Origin of the sequence: Kribbella aluminosa (assembly GCF_017876295.1) — a bacterium.
Lineage (GTDB): Bacteria > Actinomycetota > Actinomycetes > Propionibacteriales > Kribbellaceae > Kribbella > Kribbella aluminosa.
Genome location: NZ_JAGINT010000001.1, coordinates 4407072 through 4424897, shown reverse-complemented (window position 1 = coordinate 4424897; position 17826 = coordinate 4407072). Strand labels below are relative to the sequence as shown.

Annotated in this window: 17 protein-coding genes and 1 pseudogene; 7 read left to right on the top strand and 11 right to left on the bottom strand. The window is 63.6% G+C overall.

Going from position 1 to position 17826, the window contains the following annotated elements:
- The first annotated feature begins 1155 nt into the window (after positions 1–1155).
- The 5 genes from JOF29_RS46320 (at position 1156) to JOF29_RS21260 (ending at position 5384) form a co-directional block, all read left to right on the top strand.
- Positions 1156–1473 carry a hypothetical protein gene (locus JOF29_RS46320; RefSeq protein WP_504739547.1) on the top strand — a complete coding sequence of 106 codons (318 nt, stop codon included), beginning with the start codon at positions 1156–1158 and terminating at the stop codon, positions 1471–1473.
- The gene (locus JOF29_RS21275; protein WP_209695890.1) at positions 1470–1826 is read left to right on the top strand and encodes a hypothetical protein; all 357 of its coding nucleotides are present in this window, start codon (positions 1470–1472) and stop codon (positions 1824–1826) included. The genes JOF29_RS46320 and JOF29_RS21275 overlap by 4 nt, the downstream gene beginning before the upstream one ends.
- 855 nt (positions 1827–2681) lie before the next feature.
- Complete coding sequence (locus tag JOF29_RS21270; RefSeq protein ID WP_209695889.1) at positions 2682–2849, top strand: hypothetical protein; 168 nt, start codon at positions 2682–2684, stop codon at positions 2847–2849.
- A gap of 256 nt (positions 2850–3105) precedes the next feature.
- A complete protein-coding gene (locus JOF29_RS21265; protein ID WP_209695888.1) occupies positions 3106–3390 on the top strand; it encodes a hypothetical protein in 285 nt (94 codons plus the stop codon).
- A 77-nt stretch (positions 3391–3467) separates the two neighbouring features.
- A complete protein-coding gene (locus tag JOF29_RS21260) occupies positions 3468–5384 on the top strand; it encodes an FtsK/SpoIIIE domain-containing protein (protein WP_209695887.1) in 1917 nt (638 codons plus the stop codon).
- 461 nt (positions 5385–5845) lie between these two features.
- Here JOF29_RS21260 and JOF29_RS21255 read toward each other — a convergent pair whose 3' ends face one another.
- The 4 genes and pseudogenes from JOF29_RS21255 to JOF29_RS21240 all read right to left on the bottom strand — a co-directional run bounded on the left by JOF29_RS21255 (position 5846) and on the right by JOF29_RS21240 (position 8259).
- A complete protein-coding gene (locus JOF29_RS21255; protein WP_209695886.1) occupies positions 5846–6313 on the bottom strand; it encodes a hypothetical protein in 468 nt (155 codons plus the stop codon).
- A gap of 13 nt (positions 6314–6326) precedes the next feature.
- The gene (locus JOF29_RS21250; protein WP_245359293.1) at positions 6327–7394 is read right to left on the bottom strand and encodes a recombinase family protein; all 1068 of its coding nucleotides are present in this window, start codon (positions 7392–7394) and stop codon (positions 6327–6329) included.
- A gap of 62 nt (positions 7395–7456) precedes the next feature.
- Positions 7457–7603: pseudogene (locus JOF29_RS21245) on the bottom strand (ATP-binding cassette domain-containing protein); the annotation flags it as partial.
- Entirely contained in the window at positions 7600–8259 is a 660-nt protein-coding gene (locus tag JOF29_RS21240; protein ID WP_209695883.1) for a class I SAM-dependent methyltransferase, read from the bottom strand. The gene JOF29_RS21240 and the pseudogene JOF29_RS21245, both read right to left, overlap by 4 nt.
- 141 nt (positions 8260–8400) lie before the next feature.
- On the opposite strand from JOF29_RS21240, the gene JOF29_RS21235 reads away from it, so the two are divergent.
- Positions 8401–8898 (top strand): TetR/AcrR family transcriptional regulator, encoded by a 498-nt coding sequence (locus JOF29_RS21235; protein WP_372446322.1) that lies wholly within the window; start codon positions 8401–8403, stop codon positions 8896–8898.
- Between the two features lie 51 nt (positions 8899–8949).
- Here JOF29_RS21235 and JOF29_RS21230 read toward each other — a convergent pair whose 3' ends face one another.
- From JOF29_RS21230 to JOF29_RS21200, 7 genes are all read right to left on the bottom strand, one after another.
- A complete protein-coding gene (locus JOF29_RS21230) occupies positions 8950–9573 on the bottom strand; it encodes a class I SAM-dependent methyltransferase (RefSeq protein ID WP_307863531.1) in 624 nt (207 codons plus the stop codon).
- Positions 9574–9659: 86 nt separating this feature from the next.
- Positions 9660–10400 (bottom strand): TetR/AcrR family transcriptional regulator, encoded by a 741-nt coding sequence (locus JOF29_RS21225; RefSeq protein WP_209695880.1) that lies wholly within the window; start codon positions 10398–10400, stop codon positions 9660–9662.
- A gap of 26 nt (positions 10401–10426) precedes the next feature.
- A complete protein-coding gene (locus JOF29_RS45445; protein WP_209695879.1) occupies positions 10427–12913 on the bottom strand; it encodes a tyrosine-type recombinase/integrase in 2487 nt (828 codons plus the stop codon).
- Between the two features lie 20 nt (positions 12914–12933).
- Positions 12934–14220 carry a tyrosine-type recombinase/integrase gene (locus JOF29_RS21215; RefSeq protein ID WP_209695878.1) on the bottom strand — a complete coding sequence of 429 codons (1287 nt, stop codon included), beginning with the start codon at positions 14218–14220 and terminating at the stop codon, positions 12934–12936.
- A 150-nt stretch (positions 14221–14370) separates the two neighbouring features.
- Positions 14371–14691, bottom strand: coding sequence for a hypothetical protein (locus JOF29_RS21210; RefSeq protein ID WP_209695877.1), 321 nt, complete (start codon positions 14689–14691; stop codon positions 14371–14373).
- A gap of 4 nt (positions 14692–14695) precedes the next feature.
- Positions 14696–15703: a hypothetical protein gene (locus JOF29_RS21205; RefSeq protein ID WP_209695876.1), complete on the bottom strand. Its 1008-nt coding sequence runs from the start codon at positions 15701–15703 to the stop codon at positions 14696–14698.
- Positions 15700–16170 (bottom strand): GbsR/MarR family transcriptional regulator, encoded by a 471-nt coding sequence (locus JOF29_RS21200; RefSeq protein ID WP_209695875.1) that lies wholly within the window; start codon positions 16168–16170, stop codon positions 15700–15702. Before JOF29_RS21200 ends, JOF29_RS21205 begins: the two co-directional genes overlap by 4 nt.
- Before the next feature lie 63 nt (positions 16171–16233).
- Here JOF29_RS21200 and JOF29_RS21195 point away from each other — a divergent pair, with 63 nt between their 5' ends.
- Complete coding sequence (locus JOF29_RS21195) at positions 16234–17787, top strand: DHA2 family efflux MFS transporter permease subunit (protein WP_209695874.1); 1554 nt, start codon at positions 16234–16236, stop codon at positions 17785–17787.
- Positions 17788–17826 lie beyond the last annotated feature (39 nt).

Genomic DNA, 17826 nt, shown 5'->3' with positions numbered 1-17826 from the left:
GCATCCTCCGTCTCTGGAAAAGATTAAAACTTGTCAAGCTCTATCCCTCGCGACTGTATTGCACCGCGAGTACCCAATAGGGCACCGCGTAAACCGTGACGATCAATACTACCATACTTCCGGCCTCATTGTACCGCCAACATTTAGCGTCCCCACGTCTAACGCTTCCGAGATTCTGATCTGCTGCATAGACTTCTACTAACGCCATACCACAGGTTGTCCACTGAGTCCAACGTCCTCCCGTCGAGTTTCGGCACGAATAGTTGATTTCAGATTCCCTCTCCGACCTGGAGCCGAGATGATGAAATCCTGCCGACCTCGCATAATGATCTATCGTACGCGCTTGGGGCCTCAATACCGCGAACTTTCTTCTCAAGGTGGATTGGCCACCCTGACTGCCTAGGTCAGTCGCTTGTAAAGCTTCAACCAATTGATCCTCAATCCCTACCTTCGTACGACTAACCTCCGCGATAAGATCTGCGGGAGTGATTTCCTCATCCGAGATACCCATCGGACCCCTGCCATAAGCAGAACACAAGATCAACAGGCTAGAAATCGACGGCGGCGACCCATTGCCACGCACTCTCGCCCATGATTCCCAGGCATTGATTGTCGTGCCACCTAGGGAAGTTTGATTCCCGGTGACTTCGTTATAGCGCGCGGCCGCATGATCTTGAGATAGACCTGCGGCGTACCTGAAAGCCTGAAGACTCGGAACCTCAGGGTATCGCGACATCAGCTCCGTGGCCGCAGCCTTTACAGAACCCATCTGCGCCCAAAGCTTCTTTCCCTGTGAAGCTAATTCCCTACCGCGCTTCTGCGGACTTTGGGCTGACACATCCGATGATGTCGAGATTCCCATGACTTTGTTGACCTTTCACGCTTCTATGCCTGATTCCTCCACTCTACCCATCTGGATGGGCAACTGCAGCGACACCTGCCCACGAGCCCGTCCAGACTCCCCCCATCACACAGGTGTCAAGCGGCCTCACTGACTGTCACGGTGATTGAGCAATACCCCTGTCGGGCCGGTGAGTCGGACGGGGCATCCGCCGAACAGCCACACATAGGAGGTCTTGGATGTCTCGCGGTGTGGAGTGGTGATGTTGACCGGCAGTCAGGAAGTGGGCGCACTCATCGAGTCCGGCCCGGAGCCTGCCGCGCCGTTTCCTGCTGGTCCGGCATAAAGACATTTCGGGCGTCTCAGGAACCGGCTTAGTTGCGGAGGGGACATTGTGGTCATCGGGCGCAGTGGCTTTGCACTGGCCAGGCCATCCCTCCGCCACCTCGGTTTGGTCGGGCATCTTGGACTTGATTGCCGCTCATGGCCACGATGGCGCAACAGAAATTGAGTGGATCGATGACGGGCCGGATATCTCGGCGTCGTCTCTCAAGCAACCGAAGCAACCGGAGCGCGACAGCAAAGGTTGGCCGATCCTGAATCGACGCGAATGCATCGGGGTAGGCGAATGAAGCTAGTTCACGGGGAAATCATGGAGATAGTGGAAAAGAAAGAGCCGTTCGTCGCTGTTTACATACGCGAATTTCCGCTGATGAGCGCAACGGAAATGCGCCGTGCTCGCGACGGACTGATTAGCTTCGCTAGGTCGCGGGGGCTAGTGGTAAACGAGATTTTTGAGGAGAAACCGGAGACGGTGCCGAACGCTTTTGCGGCTATGAATGCGAAGTTCCAAGCGTCTACGGGAAACGTCCTTATCATGCCTGGCGTGCATCACCTAGCGGGACTCGGAGATAACCCGCTGGACGTACTGAAAGCCTTCCATAGCTACGGCGTAGAGGTGTTGATTGCCGGACACGTCGAATAGACCCGTCAGGGTGGTTGGTGTGCAAGGGGAAGGGGCGAGCCTTCCCGATTGTTACCCGGTCACCCTGACTTCGGCGGGGCGCGGTGTGGTGTGACCATTCCGCCCGACGGGAAAGAGAGCCACGCCCGCCCCGCCGTTTCCAAGACGCAATCCTCCGCTCGCGCCTGACCCCTGCGTATGGCACTTCACAGCGAGCGGGGGATTGCCTAACTGAATAGCAACACCTGATCTCGTAACCCGTGACCGCAACTCACGGAGTACCTACCTTTCCCCCGAGAGGTAGGTACTCCGTGGCGGTCGCGGGTTACTTGTTGCTCCGGGCAATGGCCGTGCAGATGCACGTGCAAGCGCGGGTGCAGATGGCTATGGCATTCAAGCGTTAAGGGGTTGACAGGCAGGTGTACGGGAATTGCAACTTCCTGCAACCGAGACTGGTTGGTCTTGATTTATTCCGTTGCTTGGGGCAAGGATGGCTCCCCCGTTCAGCAGATTGGAGGTGGTTGCCCAGAGCATCCAAGGCGTCAGGTGGAGGTTATCCACAGGGTGTCTGACGCGGTCTGCTCAGGTGTGCTGGACTGGGTGGTGTCAAGGGGAACTGGTCCCCACCGAATGACTCTTTGAGGAGGTGGTTACTTGCGTTTTAGTCAGCGTGTGTGGTTCTCGACTCGCTGCGCGTGTGGTGCGCGGAAAGCCAAGGGCCGAGCTGGCTGTGAGAAGTGTGTACGGCGTTACCGCTTCGTGCGGAATGACCGTGCCAACGGTTGCCGGTAAGCCTCACGACCGGCAGTCAACGGGGTCGCCCTCTCTCTCATATTCGAGGAGATCGAGAGGGGGTGATGAGTACTGATTATTTCGGTGTCGCTGCTGCTGACGTTTGCTGTTGGCGTCTTTGTGTTGATCCGATACACAAGCCTGACGTTGATTCAGGCTGTGATTTGTGTGTTGTTCGGGTTCTTCCTGGCGTCTAGCGAGTTCGCGCCGTATATCCGGCAGTTCCTGTCGGAGTTCCTGGGTGCCAAGTGAGAAGTAGGCACTAAGGCGGCTTGAGTAGCTGACACGGTCGGGCCACTTTCTTGGGGAGGAGTATTGGCCCGACCATTCCCCGAACTATCCATGTAGTCGAGTTGAGAGGAGTAACCGCATGACTGAAACCTATCCGTTGTGCTTCCTGAATAATTGGTGGTGATTTGTCCTGAACGTTCCGTATTCACGCAGTATGTCTCTTGAGCAAGTAGACGGAGCCCGCGCCCGATTTGAGGCGACTTTGCGCGTGCCCCCGATGAATCTCCCTCGCGATGCCGGGGTTGATGCATTCATTATTTCTTCGGCCGATGTGCCCGACTTGGTCCGCGAGATCAAACGGCTTCGGTCCCGCTATCAAATCCTTGAAGCTTCCTGCCGCGCCGGTCTGCTGGCAGCGGTCGAAAACGAGCCGAGCACGGCTTCGGTATGGGCGCTGGATTCGCCGTGGCTTTACGTGACGGATGCGCTTGCAGCGCCTCCGCCGTTCCACCCATTGGCGGAAGTTCTTCCCCTGCGGTTTTGGGGAGGTGAATCTCTTTGATGCGTCGTCGTGGCGCGGTCCCGTCTCACCGACGGGGCCGCCCCGGCCGCTATGGCCGGAGAGATGATTTGTGGATAGTGCCGGTTCATTACGGATCGGGTAGTGAGCCGTTCTATCTGATCGGGCATGTCGGCCGGTTGCTGTGGCGCTACCGGGCCGAGCTCGCCCCGTTGTATTGGCTGGCCGGTTGTTTGCTGGCCGGTTCGTGGCTGCACAAGGTCCACCCGAATTGGTGGCCGTTGATCGTGCTGGCCGGTATCGCCGGAATTGTGGTGCTGGCAGTCCGTCCGGCAAAGGTGCTGGCACGCTTCCCGCTATTGGAGAGGTGGCGTGTCCGTGTGTGGGGAGCGGGATTCATCGCGTTTGTGACGCAGTGGCTGACCGCTGCGACGATTCACGGCGCGACCGCTGGCCCGATGGAATCCTTTGCCATCATCGGTACCGGGGTTTTCGCGGTGCCGTGGTTGTGGCGGGAAGACAGGCGACGCCTTACCCGGGTCCGGATCATTCGGGACCATTTCCCCGACACTGCCGACGCGGCCGGACTGACCGGCGCACGGATGGTGTCAGCGGTAATGGACAAATGGGGTTGGACCGCGAGAATCAAACTCCGGCGCGGCCAAACCTATTCGGACGTAGTCAAGGCGCTACCCGAATTGGAATCGGCATTGGGTGCCCGGATCGGTGGAACACGCGCCGAACCGGTCACCGACGACGCATCGCAATTCACATTGCGACTAGTCGAGACCGACCCCCACGCACAACCCATTGTGTGGGAACCACGCGCCGTGCCAGTCGTCGGGAAATCCCGCGCGTCGATCACTCAGCCGGTCACGGTCGGGGTATTCGAAGACGGCGCACCGATCACGGTTCCGCTGCTGCGAAAGCATGTCCTGATCGGTGGCGCTACCGACTCCGGCAAATCCGGGCTGCTGAACGTGATCCTGGCACGGATCGCAGAATGCGGCGATGCCATTGCCTGGGGCATCGACCTGAAAAAGGGAATGGAGCTAGCGCCCTGGTCGAGCGTCCTGCAAATTCTGGCCACCGATAACGATTCCGCCGAACGGCTACTACAAGCCGGTGTAGATGAATTGGAGAAACGCGCGGAATTTCTAATGGGCCGAGGCCGGCGTGAGTGGTATCCGAAATTCGATGCACCGCAACTGTTTATCATCATCGATGAATACGCGGAACTGTCGAAGAAAGCCCAACGATTGGCGGATTCAATCTCCCGGCGTGGCCGTGCTGTTGCGGTAGTCCTGTTGATCGCTACTCAGCGGCCGACTCAAAAGGCGATGGGTGAATCGTCGGCGCTGCGGTCCCAAATGAATATCAGGTTCTGTCTGCGGGTGAATGAGCGTCCCGACGTCGACCTGATCTTGGGTGTCGGGAAACTCTCGGCGGGTTGGGATGCAACGAAGTTCGACGGACCGGGGAAATTCTTTGTGTCCGGTCCGGGAATGGACACACCCCGCCGTGGACGCGCGTATCTGATCACCGATGCCGACGTGACCGAGACCGCGACCACCTACGCCCGTCCCGGCTCAGCAGCCGACCAGCTTGCCGACACAGCAGGCACCGGACGCCCTGAGAGCCGTTCTCAGCGCCTGTCAGGGGGTCCGGAGACCATCGGGGCACCCGCGACCGTGTCAGGCCCGGAAATGGCGCTCTGGGCGACCCTGCGAGACGCCCCACCGGAGGGGGTCACCGCAGGCGTCTTGCAGGACGCGACCGGCAAGGGCCGAGCGTGGGTCTACAAGCGCCTGAAAGCCGGTCAGGCCGATACCACCATCGCGAGCCCCAGCTATGGCCGCTGGCGAGCCGTCAGGCCCCCGGCAGGCGACCCCTGCCGACCGGCCCGCCGACAGCACCGGCCCGACCCCGGAAGGAGACACCGGCGGAGACCCCGCCAACCGGCCACAAGATCACTCACCGTAACTGTCCACGGACTGTCTCAAAGTCCCGGAATCTCACGCGCGCCCGCACGTTGAGGCACACATCCGGGCACCGTGGACACTTCGGAGACACTTCCCGCACAGTCACAAAACGTCACCAATTCAAGGGTGGCCGGACCGGACCTGATCAAGGCCCGGTCCGGCCACCCTGGGAAGGGGGTTCACAGCGCCCACCACGCCACGCCAACCCAACGCCGCAAAGGCGAGAAAGGAGAAAACAGAACCACAACAGCAAAAACCCGCAAACATTGGCGGGCAAATGCTGAAACTGCCACTCAGTGACTACTGGAAGAACAAACCCTACAAACCAACCGATCCCGCAATTGTTGCGCGAGTCTCCGCAATGCCACTCCCCGACGACGACGCGATAGAAACCCTCGCACTGGTCCTCGGTTTCGGCGACGACCTAGACAGGCAGGCATAGCAAAAGGCGACCGGCCATACCCGAATAGGTCCGGCCGGTCGCCTCTCGCGTTTACAGGCAGGCAACGGGGTTCTCAGGCGGCAAGGTCTCCCATCAGGCCACCGAACGACACACGGTCAGCCAACGGCATACGGGGATTCTTGTTCGCCGACCGCAGACGGGGCGCGCAAACCAACTTGATAATCTGCCGCCGCAGTTCGATATCAGCAATGGAAGCCCACTGCTCGGCAGCGTCCGGCCCGATCAAATCCATCAGAATATCCGGAACGGCAACCGCGCGGATCGCGTCTTGCGCCTCGCCGATCTTGGCATTCATCTGCGATTCAATCTCACCAGCCAGAGCAATACTCAACTTGCCCGCCTTGCACAAAGCCGGGATCTCGCGAATCTGCGCGCGTGCTTCCGCAATCGCAGTCTCATAGATGGTGATATCCGAATCATGCTTGCTGGTCAGCGAGACCATCTTTTCGTAGATGTCACGCCGTGAAAGCCACGAAACAAGCGACGCCTCTACATAGCTGTCGAACTTCGAGATATCCACCGAAGCGCAAGCACTATCGGCGCACGAGTACACGACAGACTTCCGTTTCTTCCTGTCCTGCTTGTGCTTGCTGTGCATCCACGAACCGCACTCGCCGCAGTTCGACGCATACGACAGCAACCAGACCCGGGAGAAAGGCCGGTGCGTGCGGCCCGGACTCCACTGCCCTACTGATAATTGCCTGCACATTGTGGAAAACCTTCGGTGTAACAATCCCTTTCCACTGGCCATCGGTCACAGCCTCGCGGAAATGTGCACGCTTGCCGACATAGACCGGATTCGTCGCAATGCTCCTGATTGTCTGCCGTGACCACAACTTGCCACTAGGCGACGGAATGCCGCGAGCGTTGAACAGGTTCGCGATAGCCGTTTCGGTCACAAGGCGTCGCGCATGCCAGAAAATTTCCCGCACGATGCTATACGGCGTGTAAGTCTCTTCGGTGCCGTCTTCCTTTTTCACGACATACGAAGTCTGGTCGAAATCCTGGCGCTCGAAAGCACCTGTCTTCTGATTCTTGAAACGCTCATAGCCGTAAGGAACGTGACCATGCGGGCGACCAGCGTCAATCTGGCCTTTCAAACCACGCGACGTATTGTCATGGATCGTGTCCACCTGAGTTTCAGCATTCAAAGCCTGCTGACCCAAAGACGCCCGGTCCGCCGTCACCCGAAGGTCATACAGGTTTCCCTCTACCAGCCAGAAGAACAATCCATTGTCGTAACAGAGATCACGCAACATGGCGTATACGGCAAGCATCCGCTGTGACCGAGACATATCCGTCAGGACCAATACGTCACCCTTGCCCGACTTGATTGCAAGGATAAGACGCTCAAAGTCTTTCCGCTTCCGCTTCGCCTCCGGTGCGTGCCGCGAGGCGGATACATCGTTATCGCTGAACTCAGCTACTTTCTTCCACGAATGCCGGTTAATGTTCTCGTCATTCATGTTCAACTGAGTACCGACCGAGTACTTTTCTTTCTTCTTATCCTTGCTCGCACGGCCATAACTCAGCGCGCCAACCCCAGTACCGGCCATTAGCAGGGCTATTTTGTCGGACCAAACCTTGCGCGTAAACGTCATACCCGTCACGGAACTACCTCCCTGTTGATCACTCTAGGTCAAGTAGGGAGTCTGTTCCGCTAGCGAACGGTGGTCGTCTTCCCGGCGCCGTTCGGCCCGAGGAACCCCGTGACCGTCCCGGGAGCAACCTCGAAACTCAGATCGTCGACCGCCCGCACCGTGCCGAACGACTTCGCCAGGCCACGGACCTCGATGCCAGCGCCATTCATGACGCCGTCCCGTTGGTCTGGGGGCGAGTCGCGCGACCGAGGATGTGCGGCGAGGCAGGCGACGGCTGACCGGGTGGAAAGTCGAAACGGTCGATCTCCTCGATGACGAACCCAGCGGCGCTGATCGCCGCCGCCGCGTCGCGGGCCACGTGACAGCCGCCCATCAACACAGGCCACAACGTCGCGTCCGCGGCCCACTGGACCCTCGCCAGGCGGCCACCAGCCGGTGCGGCGACATGCTCATAGAACCGCAGCTCGCCACCAGGGCGCAGTACCCGGTAGGCCTCCTTCAGCGCTTGGCCCGGATCGGCCACCGAGCACAACACCAGCGAGACCACGACGGCGTCGAACGAGCCGTCGTCGACCGGCAGTTGTTCCGCCGGCCCGTCGACCACGGTGACCGGCACGTCGACCTCACGCGAGCGCTCTGCCGCTTTGGTGCGCAGGTAGGGCTCGGGCTCGACGCCAATGACCTCAGTGACTTCGGCCGGGTAGTGAGCGAAGTTCCCGCCGTCACCACACCCGACCTCGAGGACACGGCCGGCCAAGCCCGTGAGCAGGCGGCCGCGATGCTCGGCCACACCTTGGCGATCCATCACCGGTCTGAGGCGGGCGTACACACGGGCGAACAGCGGGTGCGACATCTGTGCTGGCATGGCACTACCATGAGGTGTTAACAAGCAAGTGTCAACACGGATGTAAACACTTGAGGAGAGTCGTGGCTGCGCCGACTGAAGGCAAGCTGATGAAGCGCCCCGAGCGGCGCCAGGCCCTGATCGCTGCCGCTGCCCGGGCTTTTGCCCGCAGCGGCTACGCGGCGACGAACCTCGAGGACGTCGCCACCGAGGGCCGGCGTCAGCAGAGTGCTGATCTACCGGCACTTCGACTCCAAGACCGAGCTGTACAAGGCGGTCCTCGACGAAGTCAGCGACCAGCTGCGCGAGGCCACGGGACATCCCAACCACCTCACCGAGTCCAGCCTTCAGGCACTCATCGCGGTCGCTCAGGACAACCCCGACGGGTTCAAGCTCTTCTTCCGCCAGTCGGCCCAAGAGCCCGACTTCCGCCGCCACGCCGATGAGCTCCGTGCAGCGATGACCGCGACCGCCGAGCCGTACCTAAGGGAAGTGATCCATGACGAGAACCGGCTGCAGTGGGCCGCGCAGCTGATACCGACCGTCGCTGTCGAAGCCGTGATCGCGTGGCTGGACGCGGGCAAGCCGTCACCGCCCACGGCAGCAGACACCATCACCAGCATCGTCGGAGGCACCGTCACCGCGATCGCAGGCGACTAGGGCCGACAGCAAGGATCGAGTGGCCCGTCGGCAGTAGTCCGATGCGGCTGGTCAGGGCGTTGCTGCAGAGACCCACACGATCGTGGGGGCGATGTCTGGTCGGTGATCGACGCGGATGTCACAGAAACCTGCCGTGTGGAGCCACGCAGTGGCCTCGGCAGTCGTCGGCACGTTGTACACAGAAGAGTCGAAGCGGGCTGGTAGTGGATGCTCGCCGGCCCGGAAGGCCAGGACGAGTAGGCCACCTGAGCGAAGCGCTCGGGAGATGTCGGCCAGTGTGGTGATGGGCTCAGGCCAGAAGTAGATGGTGTGTACCGCGATGACCGCGTGGAGGCCATCGTCGGCTACGGGCAGCGTGATGCCATCGCCTTGGTGCAGGCGCATGTGGCCAGCGGCGATGGACTTGGCGTTACGGCGGCTGGCCGTGTCGACCATGGTCGGGGAGACATCGACGCCGACGACCTCGGCGCCGCCCGCGGCAAGCCGCTCCAAGGTGCGACCGGGACCGAAGCCGATCTCACAGATCCGCTCACCGGGAACCAGGCGCAGAAGTTCAATGGCTGTGTCGTTGACCGCGGCGGTCTCCCGGACCCAGTTGCGGCCCATCAACCTGCCGACCGCGCCAGATGGCCGGGCGGCCTGACCGGACAGATATCGCCCGACCGCCGCTGCCACGGCACTGCGGGCGCGGTGGTGCCAGGGTCGCCGGTCGGCGCAAGGGAGAGGGCAGGAGCGTCGTCGCAGCATGGGGTGGCCTCCGGTCACTTCAAGGTTGGGGTGGTCGCTCGTGCGACAATTTCGGCGATCATCGAGGCAACTGCCGCGTCGTCGACGACGACGGACGCGACGGCGCCGGAGGGACCGGGGGCGGGGTCGAAGTGGCAGTGCACCGCCCAGAGCGCGCACAGCTCCACGATCGTGCGGGCCACCAACGGCGCCGGCCCGGGCAGACTGACGGTGCCGGCCTGCTGACGGCGGGCCAGATACTCCTCGATGCCACTGACGTTCGCCCGCCTGCCGGTGCCGAACCACACCTCGGCTAGATCGGGCAACTCCGGGCCGCACCTGTCAATCAGCTTGATGGCGATCCGGTGCCGGGCCAGGCGGGCGTACAGGTCGGTGACGATGCCGACGAACTCCGCCCGGAGGTCCGCCGGCGGCGCGTCGGCGGGGAGGGGATCGGTCAGCGCCCGGGCCAGCCTCAGGTCTGCGACCTCGCGGATCAGGCGGTCGGACACCAGCGCCGCGACCTCCCCATCCGCCGGCGCCGGTACCGGGAGATCGGCCGGCACTGGTAGCGGTTCATGCCCGTCCGCGAAGCGCACCGCGGCCGCGAACAGGGCCGCCTTGCCCTGCGCGTAGCCATACAACGTGCCCTTGGCCAGCCCAAGTTCGTCAGCCACATCCTGCACCTGAGCACGCTGATAGCCATGCGTGATGAACACCCGCGCCGCCGCAGCAACCACCGCCGCGAACCGGTCTGAAGGAATCGTCCGAACCATGAACCGACTATAACTGACCGACTCAGTCAGTCAATAGTGTTGGTGGTCAATAGCCCTGGTGGCTCCAGTCCGGTCTGAGCAGGGGTGATGGTCGTGGCGGTCACGCGGCTGAAGTCGGGCATGCCGAGGTGGATGGTCGGGAAGCGTTGTTCCAGCCGTTTCATTTCCTGGAGCTTGTCCTCGGCTCCGGCCAGGCTGATCTTCAGTCCGTCGACTTCGCCGAGCCATCCCTCGCGTTCGGCTTCCGCGATGCGTGAGATCAAGTTGTCTCTGATCTCGGTCATGCGGGGGCGTTGGGCTGGGTCGGGACGGAGCATCGAGCAACGGACGCAGGCGTGTTCATGGATGCAGGGAGTTCCGAAGGCACGCGCGCACGATCCCGTGGAGACCTTCCGCTTCTCGAAGTGGCCGAGGAACTCGTCCCATTCCTCGGGAGTGGGGGTGCGGTATTCGGCACCTGGCCGGGTCGATCGTCGTCGGGCGAGGAAGCCGCGGAAGTTGCTGATCGCTTCCTGCGGGTAGACAGCCCTGTAGCCCATCGTCGTGTTGATGTCCTGGTGACCGCAGATGACCTGGGCAATGTGGGGCGGGAGACCGTTCATGACCAAGTCTGTGACGAACATCCGCCGGAAGTCGTGCGGGGTGAAGGTGACAGCCTCGCCTCCAGAGGAGGCTGCGAATCCGGCTTCCTCCGCGACCTTCTTGATCAGGTCTCGGGCACAGGCTGAGCTGATCACCCGGCGTTCGGAGGCGTACTGCCGCTGGAACAGGAACGGCATTGGCGCGGACCAGGTCTTCTCGTGGATATCCCTGGCGCTGACGAGCGGCACCGCCGCGCCGTCGGTGCGGATGCGGCGAATGACGGTGGCAAGTACCTCACCGAGTTCTGGAGAGACCAGGATTAGCCGCTCGGTGTCGGTCTTCGACGGAACGATCTGCAGCAGCGGGACGATCTCGCCGGTCGTGGGCAGCGTGTATTGCACGAAGGCGTGATGGGTGAGTTCGAGCGTTTCCTCGATCCTGGCCCCGCTGTGTCGCAGGACCTCGACCAGCGCCCAGGCCCAGAACGCCCTGTCTTCGCGTGTACTCAGGTCGTGGCGCCGGCCGGTGTCGTCAGTGGCGTAGACCTTGGACGTGTGGTTGTAAGGCATCTGCGGACGTGTCCAGGGCTCGCCGTGGCAGGTGAACGGCTGACCCGGTGCTGTGGTCCGGGCGGCCTGCAGGAGTTGCTCGCAGCGCCGGCGGTACTGGTTCAGCGCGTCGACCAGGGAGGGCAGCGCTGGCAGTTGGTCGCGGGTGCGTTGGTCCATCCGGGATTTGCGGTGCAGCTTCGCTTTGCGGACAGCACATTCGTTCGCCTTGACGGGACAGGGCGCCACCCAGTGAGCCCATCGTTCCGGTTCCTCGGCTGCCCATTGAGCGATGTCAAGGTAGAAGGCTCGGACCTGCAGCAGCACGCCCGGATAATTCTTCCGCTCGCCCTTCGAGGTGCCGTCCTTGGACCGCAGGACCTTCACCCGTTGTTTCCAGGAGATTGCGACTTCGGGCAGCAGGCGCAGGGACTCGATGCCGGGGTTGTGAAGCTCCAGATCTTTCCAGAAAAGCTTCACCAGATCGTGGCTGGTCCGGTCCAAGGTGACGTAGTCGACCGAGGGCTGGCGTTCCTTGAGGTAGGCGACCAGGAGGTCGCGCACCGACCGGCAGGCGACCTCGTAGCGGTCGACCATATCTTCGACGCTGGCCTGTCCGCGGCTGATCAGCGGTCGGATGTTGGGCGGGAGCCCGTCGGGCAGGACACCTGCACCGAGCAGTAGTTGATAGGTGAGGTTGAGGTGCCTCACCCGCAGTCGGTTCCTTGCCCTCGCTGCCTCGTTCAGCTCTAGCAGGTCGCCCAAGGTGACGTCCATGACACCGCCGCCCTTGTGAATCACGATCCAGGCAACCCGATTCAGCGCCTCCTGCAGGCGCTTGTCGTGAACGCCTTCAAGACTACTGGCCACCTCGTGCAGACGCCTGAACCCGGCAGGGTCGATGACAGCCTTGACTCGCTTGAGCAGCTTCGTGGGCCCTCGCTGCCCGAGCAACCAGCGGTAGGTCGGCCGCACCACTTCGCTGTAGATCAAGGCGTTGACACCACTCAGGAGCGCGAAGTGGTCATTGGCCGAAACTGCCGCGTCGGGTTTCAGCCACCGCTCGACGAGCTTGATCCATTCCCAACCCGCCGCATCGGCGCCACTGACCAACCATCGGCTTTGCCACGACTCCCCAGGAAAGGTCTCCAGCCAGCTCAGCACCCACCTGAGACCGCGACGGCGCACGTATTCAGTCTCGTAGACAGCCGAGCGATAGCGGGAGTGCAGCAGCAACTCCATCACCTGCTCGCGCGAGAAATACGTCTGTGGCCACGAATCGACGGGCCGCCGCGGGGGATAGCGCCGAAGGAGATCGTCCACCGGATGCTCGGTGATGATCGTGGCCGCTTCGATCGGCGGATCCGTGAGCACACGCCGCACGGGGCTACCCAACCTCGCGGTCACATCGGCTTCCCGAAAAGCACGTCGAGGTCATCCGGCCGGTAGCCGGAGGCCACCGGAGCAACCGGCACCTGGGCGCGACGCCCGGCCTGACGCGCGTGGTGGGCGAGCATGCTGCCGATCACCTCGTCCTGATGCGGGGCAAGGTAGATCTGGGTCGTCGTCAGATGCGCGTGTCCGAGGACCCACTGCACGTCGGTGAGCGGCACCTCCGGATCACGTGCCATCCGATAGGCCGCAGTATGCCGAAGATCATGCAGCGTCCAATTCGACCCAAGCCCCGCATTCGCACGCTCGAACATCCGGTGCGCGGCAGGGTAGGTCAACGGACGCAGCGGCCGGCGAAGCGTCCACCACAACGGCTGGCTCCGCCCGGCCGGGACCTTCCCGTGCAATTGCTGTTGGTAGAGCCGCAACCACACGAACGCATCGGACGACGCGGGCAGCAGTTGGACCGCGCGGGAACCCTTGCGCACCACGGAGATCACTTGCTGGCCAGGGTCGGCGTCGCCTCGGCACGTGCCGAGAAGCTCCGAGGCCCGAGCACCGGTGGAAACCCAGAACGCCACAAGCGCCCGGTCCCGGTCACTGGGCAAGGCCGCAAACAGCCGGTCGAAATACTCGTCCGGGACGCTGCGCGGCAGCCGCTTGGGAACCCGAGGTCGGTAGAGCCCAGACCGCTCGTTGCGGCGCGGCTCCATCGAGCTCTGGTGCGCATGCGCACGATGATCTCGGCGCTCTCTCACCAGCGGGAACGGATTCAGGACCGGCCCGCTGCCCACGTCCCGGTGAAAGTCGTAGAACGTCCTCAGCACCGTTTCGCTATGTGCGCGGACCGACGCCGCATACTTCGCTCCCAGCTTCGGCTTGCCCGTGACCTGATTCGGAACACCGGCCGACCCGCGCTGCCCTGCTAACCGGGCGATCGTCGTGTCGACCGCATCGGTGCCGCGGTTGCGCCAATGAACCCGCGACGGCTTGTCCGCGATCTGCATCCACCTGCTGAAGTCCCGGGCCTCAATCCTCGACGCCCGGTCCCATGCAACATCGACCGCCCACAAGAACCGGTACCATCGGAGCAGAGCCATGCCGTACGACCGCAGCGTCGACGGCCGACGCCCAGCCGCCTGCAGATCCACCAAGAACAGCGCAACTCCCGGCTCCACGAGACCGCGCACATCGATCAGTTCGTACGGCTCCCACTCGTTGTCCGTGACCCTCAGGGCACCAGCCAACGGCACGCGCAAAGAAGCAAGATCTCTCGCCAACTCGTCGGGTCCGTCCATGGAGCGCCTAACTGATGGAACCGAGAAAGGTCACTTGACCTGCGGAAACTCCACATCTAGTTCAGTCAACAGGTCCCTCGGCCACCAACACCCGATCGGCGAGGTAAGCCTCATGACCGCCATCGCCATCGCCGGCTCTGACGGACTCGCTCAACAGGTCACAGCAGAGGCGCTGGAAGGCTGGGTCTCGGTCGGCGTGCTGGACCAGCAACCAGGCCGCGTGGGCGCGTCGGCGCCGACCAGGGCATGGCCGGGCCAGCCGTACGTCACGATGATTGTCTTCATTCGCGCGGTGTTGCCGGCGTCCACAATCTGCAGATGTTTCAGGGTCTGCCGCTCGGCCGTCGTGAGATCCTGCTCCGGTACGCCGTGCACCAGTCGTGGATGTCCGTCCAGACGCTGCCGTGCATCCTGGTCCGCGGAGGCCATCCGAAGCAGCTCGTCGCGCAGTTCGAGGTCAATGGCAGTCACCAGTTCAGCGTTCGGGCTGGCGTGGTAGGCCGGGTCGTCGGCCCGGGCGCGGCCGCGGAGGGATAGCGGGTGCGGCGGAGGTGTGTGGAGGTGGAAGGGCGTGGGCCATTGCGTTCGCGACCTCGACAGACAATGCCTGCGTCCGGTTCGGCACGGTTTCGCCGCGGGCGGTCGGTGAGCGTAGGTCGTTGGGCTTGGCGAATTCTGCGACGGCAGCGACGACCTCGGGCGTGTATGCGTCCTGATGGTGTGAGGCCGACGCCATGTGGATCGGTGCTGGTGGGTGGATCGCTTCGTGGAGTTCGGTGCGGAGGAACTTGAGGAGTTCCTTTGCTCGCAGCGCCCGGCTGCGACGGAGCACCTGGTGTTCGAGGGCGAGCGTGGCCTTGTCCCGCCAGCTGACGTCGAAGCTGATCCGCCCGAGCCGGAAGCCGGGGTTCGTCTCGCCGCCGGGGTAGCCGCGCGCATTTCCGTGGGTGAAGAACTCGCTGTAGAAGGCACCGTCGTCCTCGTGCTTCAGCACGTTCCAGGCCCGGAACTCGTCCGTCGGCAGCTCGCCGCGGACCCACGCCTCGTCCATCAGCGCGTGCGAGGCGGTGTTCAGCGGCCGATGGCCGACATAGTGGTACTGCGGACGCTCACCACGCCGGCGCCGGTCGTACTCCGCCATCATCTGCGGCCACTCGTCCGCCGAGATCGCCCGCGCCAGCCGGGACGCGAACGACGTACGCGCCCGCAGCTCGGCCCGCGAGGTCACCGGATGATCGGTCCGCCCGGTCATCGTCTCGAGCTTGTCCATCACGAACGTCCCGCCGTGCGGGCCGACCCGTTCCCAGCGGGTTCTCTGCAGCGAGGGCCTGCCGCCCGTGACGGCGTTCAGCCCACGCAGCGCGGCGATCCCGGCGCGGTACAGCGGAACCCGCCGTCGCATGATCCGCGTCTCCCAGGCGACGCGGTAGTCGCTGTCGAGCCACGCCGTACCGACCAGACGACCGGCCTCGCGGCGATTCACTGATGCCGCTCCGCGCGCCAGTTCTTGATCATCTGGTCCATGTCGGCGTGGATGAAGGCGAAGAAGTCGGCGGCCTCGCTGAGGCGGCGGGCGACGGGGGAGCCGGCCGGAAACAGGCCGGCGCCGGCGCGGCTGGTGGACTCCCATTCGCTGAGCGCGAGGTTGCGGCGTTCCAGGATGGCGGCGAAGACGTCCTCCCGGATCCGGTAGTGGTCCTTGCGGGACCCGGGCAGCCGCTCGCGGGAGATGAACGAGACCTGCAGCAGCTGCCGGACCGCGCCGGACACGGCCGGCTGGCTGATCTTCAACGCCTCGGCGAGCTCGGCCGCGGTCATCGCCCCGTCCGGGCTGACCAGCATCGCGCCCATCACCCGAGCCGACATCGTCGGTACGCCGCTGTTCGCCAGCACGCCCGCGAATCGCTCGACGAACTGGCTGACTGCCTCCCGGCCCGGTTCCTCCGCCACTGTTGAAGCGTACAGTAATCGGATTTATCGCAAGTATCACAAACTTCTGATAACTTGAATTTCATGACTCCCGACGCCACCACCGCAGCACCGGCGCTGACCGGCACCCGCCGCTTCGGCGTACTCGTCGCGCTGTGTCTCGCCGTCCTCGTGCTCGGCCTGGACACCACCGTGCTCAACGTCGCGTTGCCGACCCTCGCCAAGGACCTCGACGCGTCCACCGGCCAGCTGCAGTGGATGGCGAACAGCTACAATCTGGTGCTCGCCGCGCTGCTGCTGCCGGCCGGTCTGCTCGGCGACCGCTACGGGCGGAGCAGGATCATCGCGATCGCGCTCGCCCTGTTCGGGCTCGCCTCGCTGGCCTGTGCGCTCTCGGACTCGGCCGGTCAGCTGATCGCCGCCCGGGCGTTCCTCGGGATCGGTGCCGCGATGATCGTCCCGGTCGCGCTCTCGCTGATCACCGTCCTGTTCCGCACCGAGGAGGAGCGGAAGAAGGCGATCGGCTTCTTCGTCGTTGCCAACAGCATCGGCATGCCGCTCGGCCCGATCGTCGGCGGCCTGCTGCTCGACCACGCCGGGTGGCAGTGGATCTTCCTGATGAATGTCCCGATCGCGTTCCTCGCCGCGCTCGCCGTCACGCTGCTGGTGCCGGAGACCCGGAGCTCGCGGCGTCCCGCGATCGACTGGCTCGGCATCGTGCTGTCCAGCGCGGGACTCGCGACCCTGGTGTACGGCGTGACGAAGGCGGGCGAGACGTCCTGGGCCGACGCGGTCACGATCGTGTTCCTCGGGCTGGCCGTCGTACTGATCGGCGGATTCTTGCTCTGGCAGCGCCGGAACCCGGAGCCGCTGATCGAGCTGAGGCTGTTCCGCGAGCGGGTGTTCACCGGCGGCGCCGTACTGCTGACCGTCTCGGTGTTCGCGATCTTCGGGCTGCTGTTCACGATGCCGCAGTACTTCCAGGGCATCAACGGCTCCGACGCGTTGCACACCGGGCTGAAGCTGCTGCCGTTCATCGGCGGGATGACGGCCGGCGCGAAGCTGGCCGCGCCGGTGGAGTCGCGGATCGGCACCCGGCTGGTCGTGATGACCGGGTTCGTGGTGATGGCTGGCGGATTCGTGCTCGGCGCGTTCACCGGCCGCGGCACCGGGTACGGGTACACGGCGATCTGGTTCGTGGTGGTCGGCTTCGGGCTCGGGTGCTCGATGCCGCAGGCAATGAACGCGGCGCTCGGTGTGCTCGACCCGGAGCGGGCCGGCACCGGATCGGGGCTGCTGCAGGCGTTCCGTCAGGTCGGCGGGACGGTCGGTGTCGCCGTACTCGGGACCGTGCTGAACTCGGTGTACCGGCACAACGTGGACACGACCGGTCTGCCTACGCAGGTGGCGGACGCGGCGCAGCGGAGTCTTGCAGGTGGTCTCGCGGTGGCGGCGAAGACGGGATCGGCGGAGCTGGCGAGCAGTGTGCGGGAGGCGTTCCTCACCAGCCTCAACACCACGATGTGGGTTTCCGGCGGCATCGCCGTCGCCGGCGCGATCCTCGCCGCGACGCTGATGCCGAAGCGGGCCGCGAAGGCCTCCCCGGATGCGCTGACGGGCGTCCAGCAGGACGCCTGACGACAAGCAACAGCGCCCGCTCCGAGGGGAGCGGGCGCT